Origin of the sequence: Methanosarcina sp. 1.H.T.1A.1 (genome assembly GCF_000979295.1) — an archaeon.
GTDB lineage: Archaea > Halobacteriota > Methanosarcinia > Methanosarcinales > Methanosarcinaceae > Methanosarcina.
This window is the reverse complement of the sequence record NZ_JJQY01000059.1, coordinates 31206-41075: the sequence shown is the minus strand read 5'-3', so window position 1 is coordinate 41075 and position 9870 is coordinate 31206. Positions and strand designations below refer to the sequence as shown.

The 9870-nt window shown below is 44.1% G+C and carries 6 protein-coding genes; 3 read left to right on the top strand and 3 right to left on the bottom strand.

The genetic code is table 11. The features are described from left to right. The coding region (locus tag EO95_RS18185) for a tetratricopeptide repeat protein (RefSeq protein WP_052733523.1) at positions 1 to 1918 on the bottom strand (1918 nt) is incomplete at its 3' end. A gap of 198 nt (positions 1919 to 2116) precedes the next feature. On the opposite strand from EO95_RS18185, the gene EO95_RS06305 reads away from it, so the two are divergent. Then, positions 2117 to 2686: an RDD family protein gene (locus EO95_RS06305; RefSeq protein WP_048133274.1), complete on the top strand. Its 570-nt coding sequence runs from the start codon at positions 2117 to 2119 to the stop codon at positions 2684 to 2686. Between the two features lie 54 nt (positions 2687 to 2740). Here the strand turns inward: EO95_RS06305 and EO95_RS06300 are convergent, their stop codons facing one another. Together EO95_RS06300 and EO95_RS06295 are read right to left on the bottom strand one after the other, a co-directional pair. After that, on the bottom strand, positions 2741 to 4135 hold the full coding sequence (locus EO95_RS06300) for a DUF2252 domain-containing protein (protein ID WP_235282891.1): 1395 nt from the start codon (positions 4133 to 4135) through the stop codon (positions 2741 to 2743). 216 nt (positions 4136 to 4351) lie between these two features. Continuing rightward, complete coding sequence (locus EO95_RS06295) at positions 4352 to 5788, bottom strand: tetratricopeptide repeat protein (RefSeq protein WP_200895007.1); 1437 nt, start codon at positions 5786 to 5788, stop codon at positions 4352 to 4354. 837 nt (positions 5789 to 6625) lie between these two features. On the opposite strand from EO95_RS06295, the gene EO95_RS06290 reads away from it, so the two are divergent. Then, complete coding sequence (locus EO95_RS06290) at positions 6626 to 7000, top strand: response regulator (protein ID WP_048133270.1); 375 nt, start codon at positions 6626 to 6628, stop codon at positions 6998 to 7000. A 40-nt stretch (positions 7001 to 7040) separates the two neighbouring features. Next, positions 7041 to 8087, top strand: a complete 1047-nt coding sequence (locus EO95_RS06285) for a PAS domain-containing protein (protein ID WP_156163999.1) — start codon at positions 7041 to 7043, stop codon at positions 8085 to 8087. Positions 8088 to 9870 lie beyond the last annotated feature (1783 nt).

The following is a 9870-nucleotide window of genomic DNA, read 5'->3' as shown; positions in this document are numbered from 1 at the left end:
CATCAGGGTGTTCTGGTCCCAGCACCTTTTCATAGATTTCAAGTGCCTGCTTATAAAGTGGTAGTGCTTTTTCGTATTCTCCCATGCTCTTATAGAGTGCTGCGAGATTGTTTAGCGTGTTGGCAACATCAGGGTGTTCTGGTCCCAGCACCTTTTCATAGATTTCAAGTGCCCGCTTATAAAGTGGGAGTGTTTTTTCGTATTCTCCCATGCTATCATAGAGTAATGCGAGATTGTTTAGCGTGTTGGCAACATCAGGGTGTTCCGGTCCCAGCACCTTTTCACGGGTTTCAAGTGCCCGCTTATAAAGTGGGAGTGTTTTTTCGTATTCTCCCATGCTATCATAGAGTAATGCGAGATTGTTTAGCATGGTAGCAACATCAGTGTGTTCCGGTCCCAGATTAACTTCAAGTATTTGTTTCATTTCTTCATACATCGGAGAAATAAATTTCCAGAATGCGGCTCTGTAAAAAGGATCTGAAACTGAAACGAACCACTCAAATAATTTTTCTGTTTCAAGTGACTCTTTTGCATGGTAAAAGGCTTCGGTAAGGGCGGTTTCGTGTTTGGAGGTTATGGATTTGATGTCGAGGTCTTTTATTTTGTCGCTGTAATAGTCACACATGAAAATGTGACCCTCTTTTTTTAGTCCCTGGTCCTGATGTTCCTGCAAGCTTTTTCTCATTAGTGGATGCAATTGCAGTTTTCCTTCCGTTTCCTGGACAAAAGAGAATCTTCTTAATTCCGAATAAGCTGTGAGTGGGTAACCTGTCTTGAAATTATCAATTAAAACCCTGAAGATATCTTTATTCCAGAAACGCGGAGTTGAAAGAACTTTTAGGGTTTCCTGTTCGGGGCCGCTCAGGTATTTCATAAATCTGTCAAAGATTTCACTACGGGTTCTGGAAAAATCATCAGGTTTTGGAGATCTGGTCTTTGCGATTTCATTGTATGTGTCCACCGCAAGTTCGAGGTAATAAGGAACACCTTCACTGCCTTCGAGAATCACTTTTTGAATATCCTCTTCTTGAATTCCGCAAAGATTCAGGAAATTAAAAGCATCTTTTTCAGGAAGTATTCCAAGATGATGTTGTTCAAGATAATTATTCCAGTCCTGATCTGCTTCTTCCCAGCGGAGTCCCTCCCTTCCGCAGATTACCCACAGGGATGATTCTGGCAGGTTTGCTATAAGTTGCCTGATCCATTCATCTCTCGAATTAAAACTTCCCTGCCCTCTTTCCTTTTCCCAGAGAGCTTCATAGCTGTCTATGAAGAAAACTGCTGACTTTGAGGTTCTTTGCAGGTGATCAGCCAGGTCCTGTGCAAAGAAAACAGGAAGCTTTTTTTCAATATCCGGAGCTTCCATTTCGGGCAGTCTTGCGAGTTCCTCTTTTCTCCTTAAAGACCAATCTCTAAAACGACCAGGGGTTCTTTCCACAACTCTTTTGATGCTGCTGTAATTTATCGAGACAAAACCGCCAAATGTATCAAAGAGGTCCGTTACAATGCTGTCTTCGGAGTATCCGTCTTTTGAAAGAGGGATCTGGGGATTGACTTTTCGCCAGTATGCGGCATTTGCGATATCGAATAAATGGAAGTTTACGCCGTTTTTTTCCTGCAGCTGGTTTTTCAGGATCCCAAGAAACTTATCTGACTGCCTGTGGGACTCTATGCTGAAATCGACTGAAGCCCATATAACGCCTGTATTTTGATAGGATTCATTATATTCTTCAAGCAGTTTGGGGAGTTCTTTTCGTAAACTTGTCTTGCCGATCCCGCCAACTCCATAGTAAACCAGGATGCTGTAGTCTTTTTCCCCAAGATTTTGAAACGTTTTTTCAAATGCTTTGATGAATTCTTTCCTGTCAACAAACGGTCTCTCTTTTTCCTCAATTAAAGGTGTAGGACAAACTGCCAATCAATTCCTCCGAAACTCAGTTCCTGGTCAACCTAATTTCCAATATTTGAGTGTGTTTTGGACTTGCCCTATATTACACTGCTGAAATATTTCAATTCCAAAAATCGAAAAGCCCTTTCCAAAACTCGACCAAAAACTTTTTAAGTTTTCCCAGAGGGATATATTTAATAGCATTAAAATATTGTACATGACGGGGGAATGGTTAATACGGAAAACGTTAACATTACCGGTGAGAGCGGTAAGTGTTTTGAATCGATCAATGAGTCCAAAACAGTTGAAAAAGTTGACTTGACTGAAGTATGGAAAAGATGTGCAGCTTATATACTTGACATCTTTATCGTAAATCTGTTTGCTTTTCTTATCCTGATTGCAGCTACGTTAACTATCAGTCCTCTGGCTGATATATATGGTATCGCGTTTGCAAACCTGGCACTTTTCGCTTATTTTGTTTACTTTGAAAGTTCAGCAGGGCAGGCAACACCCGGAAAAAAGTGGATGAATCTTAAAGTGGTGGACCTTGAAGGAAGGAGGATCTCTTTCGTGAGGGCGTTTTTCAGGTACGTTGCAAGAGGAATGCCGGCTCTTGTCCTGGTTGTCGTAGATGTAGCCGCTAATGGAGTGGGAATAGTTAACGCGCATCTGGTCTGGTACTTCTTCATACCTTTCGTGACATATATCCCGATCCTGTTTATGGACGATGGGATGGGCGTTCACGATATACTGGCATGTACGGTTGTTGTGAAAGGCTCAGCCGGAAATAAGGAGTAATTCAAAGAATAATTCTTTCGCTCTATCTTTTTCGATAGATTTTTTCCTTTTTTTTCATATGCCTTTTTCAGCTGTAATGCGGCCGGACTTTACCGCCTCTTTCAGTGCTTGATAATCTCTTTCTGTCTGGTCGGCGTAAGCTACAGCAAAATCAGTTACGGCCTCGCAAAAAGTGTCACTCTTGCCAATATATCCCGAAATGGAGGCTGCATCCCCGGTCCTGGCGTGAGCCCGGGCGAGGCACACGCTGCACACCTTGAGATATGTTTCCAGGCCGGCTTCGTCCAGGGAATTCACATCAAACGAGCCCTTCATATCTTTCAACTGACGCCAGTAGTACTGGATTCCGGTCGCCGGGTCCTCGATCCATCCCAGAAAAATATCACTGGCAGCCTGCATCAGCTTCTGTCCAACCACCACGCGCCGTGCCTGGCTGGCATAATCCTTCTTTTCGACATAGGGTTCCAGGACCGGGGGACCGGCCTCTTTCAGTTGCAGTATCAGAGCTTCATCTTTTTCAGTTCCTTCGAGAAGAAATATAATGCAGCGCGTCCCAATGCTTCCAATGCCGCCGACCCGCAAAGCCCCGTCAGAGATCCGAAAGTGTGAAACGAGGTGGTGCCGTTCCTCGGGCAGTGTGTTCACGAAATCCTGGTACAGCTTTTTAACATACTGTTCTGTCATTTCGGCTTTTCGTTCTTCGGGCAGGATCTCACTCAGACGCGCAAGGAGCGGAGGATCATTGAGAATTCGCCTCCTACCGTCGACCACCTCGGTGAGCTTTTCTATTGCATGCTCCCGCGTACTTTCACGTGCTTTCTTGACCACTTTTTGGGCACTTTTCCCAGCCTTCCGGGAGGATTTCTCAAAGACCTCAAGGACCTTCTCCACCTCTACGTTGTAATACCACACGTCCAGAAAGGCAGACTGGGCAAAACGTACCATGGCCCTGCGATAGTATCTGCTGACAACCATTGCCAGTTTTCGGTTAACTTCGTCTCCAAATCCGTTCTCTCTTCCTGCGACCACCGCGCTGGCAGCAAGGCGCTTGAGGTCCCATTCCCAGGGGCCGGGATAGGTCTCATCGAAATCGTTAATGTCGAAGACCAGCTTGCGCTCCGGGGTGGCGAATATTCCGAAGTTTAACAGGTGCGCATCCCCGCAGAGCTGCACCTGCAGCCCGGTCACCGGGGTTGTAGCCAGGTCGGAAGCCATCACAACAGCCGAACCTCGCATGAAGGTAAAGGGTGACTCCAGCATGCGGCCGTATTTGATGGGCAAAAGGTGTTTCAGACGGTTCTTGTCCTGTTCCTGAAGCAGGAGGATCGGGTCGGATCGAGAAGGGTCAGGTACCCAGACCCCGTGGCTTCTGCGGGGTACATTTTCTCTCAGGGCCCTGCCCCTGTCCTGAAGATCTCGGATAGTAGTCATCCTTTGATTTTCTGACACCTGTAATCCCCCTGAATCATCTGGCTACCTTTTTTCGAACTCGTTTTTCGATTAAATTAATGAGTATTATATATATTCGCCAATATAAAAACCGCTGTACCAGGATCCGGGGGAACGACCGAGATCTGTAATTAATTTTTCTCTGTAATATTAACCGATTGAAGGCAGACTAATTAACCGATTGAAGATAGACTACCTGCGAGCGTTAAATAATTCTTATTTCCGCCAGCTCCTCTCCATTTTTTCATACAGGCCCAGTAAATTATTTCGCGTGATCTTGAAGTAGGGGTGGTCGGGTCCGTATTCTTTTTCTATTATGTCAAGGGCTTTTTCGTAAAGGTCGATTGCGGTTTCGTATTCGCCCATACTTTCGTGCAAGCCTGCGAGGTTGTTCAGGGTCGTTCCAACATCTGGGTGGGTTGGGCCGAGTGTGTTTTCATAGATCTTGAGGGCTCGTGTGTAGAGGGGGAGGGCATTTTTGTGCTGGCCGAGGATTCTGTGCAGTTCGCCAAGATTATTTAAGGTCTTGGCAACCTCGGGATTGTCCGGCCCAAGGACACGCTCACGGATTTCAAGGGCTCGCGTGTAAAGTTCAAGGGCTTTTTCATGACGGCCTTTCTGGACATAGACGCCTGCAAGGTTGTTCAGGGTCGTAGCAAAGCCGGCGTGCTCGGTTTTTCCCAGTTTTTCCATGATCTCCAGAGAGCGCGTATAAAGAATCAGGGCTTTTTCATACCTTGTTGTCTGGAAATAAAGCAGGGCAAGGTTGTTTAAGGTCTGGGCTATCTGCGGGTGTTCTTTTCCGTATACCTTTTCCTGAAGTTTCAGAGCCTGCCCGTATCTTTCCTCGGCTTCCTCAAGTTTGCCCATTTCCGAGAGCAGGACTCCAAGATTGTTCAGGGTGCCGGCAGTATAAGCCAGGATTTTTTTATTCTCGGGCTCCTTTTCCGCAAGTTTTTCAAGCAGCCCGAGGGCATGGATGAAAAGTTCTTCCGCTTTTTCCGGCCTTTCTATTCCCTTATAATAAAAAGCCATCCTGTTAAGTGTCCTGACAGCTCCCGTATTCTCCGGACTCAGAAACTTTTCCTGAATTTCAAGAGCCCGGTTATAATACAGAAGGGCTTCTTCCTGCCTGTCCATAACATAGTAGAGAATTCCAAGTTCACTGAGCGTATCGCCGGTCTCAGGTTGCTCCGGACCTGAAGTTTTTTCACGGATGCTGAGTGCTCTTGAAAATAACTTCAGGGCTTCTTCGTGCTTTCCCATGTAACGATAAATCCCTGCAAGCCCGTTCAACACAGCTGCAGTTCCGGGATCTTCCGGCCCCAGTTCCCTTTCCGCAGTATCAAGCAGCTCTTCATACATGGGTAAAAGTATTTGCCAGGTTGCAGACCTGTAGAAGGGCTCAGCCAGGGAGGTAAACCACTCCACAAGTTCCTCAGGTCCCATTACCTCTTTTGCATATCTGAAAGCCTCCTGCAGTGCGACCTCATCGTCGGAGGTGACCAGTTCAGGGTCCAGGTTCTTTAGCTGCTTCTCGTAGCGCTCAAACAGAGCCCGTTTCTCATCTTCCCGCTTTTTGTTTTTCTCATCAGCTCTACTTGCGGCTGAAATTTCCTCTTTATCAGAGCCATTTGTCGAATTAATCGTCATTTAACCCTCCTGAACGAAAAAACAGGATAATAAAGATCCTAAATCTAAATATTTCAAAGTCTTCCTATATTACACTATCATACGCACAAAAGCAGCATCCATTACAATTCTCAAAGTTCAGTCCTGATAACTTCGAATTGAGTTGAAGCTAAACTTATTGAATCTGCTGTAGATCGTAATTACAGATACCACATAGTCCCATTTTGGAGGAAATGCGGGGGTATTCAGGTATGACCTGACGTATAACCTGACATATAACCTGACACAACCTGACACCTGAAGAAACGGACGCAGTCTCGGGCCCTTATCCTGTGTATGCAGAGTTTTCGCCGTTTACGAAGGGAAATGACAGGAAAATATTAGAGGAATATTCTCCGGTTATTCTCCTGTTTTCTGGGAAACATCATTTTTTTAAGAAAAGGTATTTCATATATCTACCTAGTAGGTTTTTTTTTTGACAATAAACAAAGTTTTTATATGTATTGAGCACAATTACTTTTTAACTTTTAAACTTAATAAATTCCATTGTATTTGGGGAAAACGATTAAGGTATTTAACTTACTGTCTTAACTTACTGTCTGGTAAGTTTTTCGAATTGGGGAAAACGATAGGGTACTTGATGCAATTGTCTAACTGAGTCTGCCAAAAATACTCGTTACTTTTAGCTCTGGCGTCTTAATGGATATAATTCGTAATATGGATGCACGAGTCTGTATATGGGCTGGTAGAAACATCTACTGCGTATATCAGTTCAGGGTTTGGAACAATAGTCTATTTGCCAGAAGCATCTGTATTTTGCCAGGTCTCTTTATATATGCAGATTGAGGGGTCATGGAAATGAAAAGTATACTTGTAGTTGAGGATAGTCCTGCAATTATGGAACTTATCAGGTTCCTTCTTACTACTTTTGGCTATGAGAGTAGAGAAGCCATAGATGGGTTTGAAGCTCTCAAAATTGTTAAAGAAAACAGGTTCGATCTCATACTTCTTGACACACAGCTGCCAGGATTTGACGGGTTTGAAGTCCTTAAAGAGATCAAAAAGATCCCTGAAATCCGGAGGACGCCTGTAATTGCCCTTACAGCTCATGCCATGCAGGGAGATGAAGCCCGGTTCTTAAAGGCAGGATGCAGCGGATATGTATCAAAGCCCATTGACATCGGCAGATTCAAATCAATATTAGATACATGCACAGGTTGCCAGGTATTGTAAGGAGTTTACACAGGTTCTGGTCCTTTAAGGGGGATGATGGATGGAAAATATTTCAAAGTCGCCGTTCACAAAAAGGTCTAACGAACTCATGCTTATTCTGGTCCTGGGTTTTATATTTACATTGGCAGCTTCTAGCTATAATCTTTTTGAATCTGTCGTATTGTTTGTTGAAAATTACATTCATGAGGGAATGGGACTCCTGCTCATTCTTTCGATATATACCTCGTTTGGACTGGGAATATTTTCTCTCCGAAGATGGATGGAACTCGAAAGTACCCTCACACTTTACAGGGAAGCAGAAGACGGTCTCAGGGAAAAAGATGTGATGTACAGGGCTCTATTTGAGCAGTCCAATGACGCTGTTATTATTTCGGATGGAAAAAAGGTTCTGGATATCAATAAAAAAGGTTGTGAAACTTTCGGTTTCGGGCAGAGGCGCCCACGTAATATTTCTCTACTGTCCTTCATTCCTTCTGAGTACCTTCCTGAACTTCAACAGGCACTTAAGGAAACCTTCAAGAAGAATTCTTCTCACTTTGAAATGAGACACCAGAAACCTGACGGGGAAATTATTGATATCGAAGTTAGCCTGTCCCTTATCGACAGAAAAAACAATATTGTTCAGATTGTAGCTCAGGATATTACCAGCCTGAAAAATGCAGAAAGATGGGAGCATGAGAACCGGAAAAGGCTCAAAACCGTCCTTGACAATACACTTTGCGGTATCCTGCTGATCGAAGCTTCCTCCAGAAAAATTGTGGATGTAAACCAGGTTGCACTGAAAACTACGGGTTATTCTGAAAAGGAAATTATAGGAATGGTCTGCCACCAGTTAGTCTGCCAGGGCGGGGAAGAAGGATGTACTGACCTTTCTCTGGACCCGGCTGGAGACCTCTCGGAGGATTTACTTTTCAAAGCCAGAGGAAAGCCCATACCAATCCTCAGAAATGTTGTGCCTGTCTCAATAGGAGGAAATGGTTATTTTGTTGAAAGTTTCATTGACCTCTCAGAACGTAAAAAGGCTGAAGAAGAATTTCTGCAGGCAAAGCTTGCAGCTACCGAAGAAAATAATATCCACGAGATTTGATTTTTGAGCCTGACGGGTCAGACTTTCCATAGATGATGAAAAGGATTGCAGTCTCGTCTACGGGGCATTTGACCCCATCGTCGAGCCGGTTGAAAAGCAAGTGTTGATTCAGCTCTTGACCCTTTAAAAGAAAAGATGGGAACAGAGGATCTGAAGGTTCTCTCCGTGTGGATAGACAGGAGCCGACAGCTAAACTTATGACCTCTATGATGGAAAATTATGGTTAATTTGACTGAAAAGGAGGATGAGTTGCTTTATAGCAAAGCTTGTTTTCTAAAAACTTGTATGAATACAACTCAATTAGGGCCTAACTGGATTATTTATTTTTAAAATTATTTTTTAAATAAAAAAACTTGAGTTCTATATATCCAATTAGCTTTTTTAAAAAATATTAATTATTTATATATTCATCTATTAATTTTTATTAATATACCATTCTTTTTTTACAATTTAGTTTTTTAAAAAAAATATGTTCTTATTAATAGCTTAGATTAAAAATAATTTATAAAATCTGATTACATAAACACACGTTTTCTTATAGAATCAGTTTCATGAATATTAAGTATGTAAATAATGCAAATATTGGGGGTATGTGCAATAAATAAACCTCTTGTGAGTTCGATAGCAATCCTGCTTTTATTCTGCTATGCTGCTCTTGCAGCTGATGTTGTGCCAACTGATATCATGCAGCCAGGCACACAGCCAAATGAAGTGAAATTTCTTGAATCTCCTGACAAATGTGATAACTGCCATGGGGGATATGACAAAGCCGTTGAACCCGCATTCAACTGGCGCGGGAGTATGATGGCAAACGCAGGCCGTGACCCGGTCTTTTGGGCAACTCTTGCAGTTGCAGAACAGGACTTCAATGGAGCGGGGGACCTCTGCATACGCTGTCACAGCCCCGGAGGATGGCTTGCCGGGCATTCCACACCCACCGACGGGTCAGGACTGACAGCATGGGATTCCGATGGTGTTGAGTGTGATTTCTGTCATAAGGTCACAAATCCTGACAATTCCGACCCTATACTAATTGGTGTACAGAATGACCCGTTTTTGGCAAATGATCTCGGAGATCTGTATGCGGATCCTAATAATATTACAGGATATTATGGAACCGGAATGTATGTTATGTGGAACAATCCTGACAAACTGGGGCCGTATAGCGATGCTACGTCAAAGCACCGGTTTATTCAGTCTGAATTCCACCGTTCCGTTGATTTCTGCGGTACCTGTCATGATGTCTCCAATCCGGCTGTAGGGGACCTTGCGATCGGTAATGGAGCACAGGAGGAGTCCGAACCTGTAATATATGATGGGACACCTGGTGCACCTGTAGATGGAAAAGCAGCTTTCAACAACTTCCCGTATGAATACGGGATTGTGGAGAGGACCCAGAGTGAGTATAAATCAGGGCTTCTCTCCCAGACCCCGGTATCTGATTACTCAAAGCTGCCTTCGGATCTTCAGACAGGTGCGGTCAAGGCTGCCTATGACAGCGCTCAACTGGCAGGTACCAGTGGAAATTATAAGGACGGTACTGTAAGAAACTTCAGCTGCCAGAGCTGCCACGAGCCTCCAGTAAAGGGTTACGGTGCCAATAAACCCAGAACTCAATTAAGGGCAGACCTGCCGCGTCATGACTTTACCGGCGGCAATTACTGGGTGCCGGATGCTATCCAGTATCTGGACGGCATGGGACAGCTCAGGCTCGGCGGAGGACTTACAACTACCCAGAACCTGTCTCTTATACACATCTGACGCTGCCGACGAATAGAGAGGT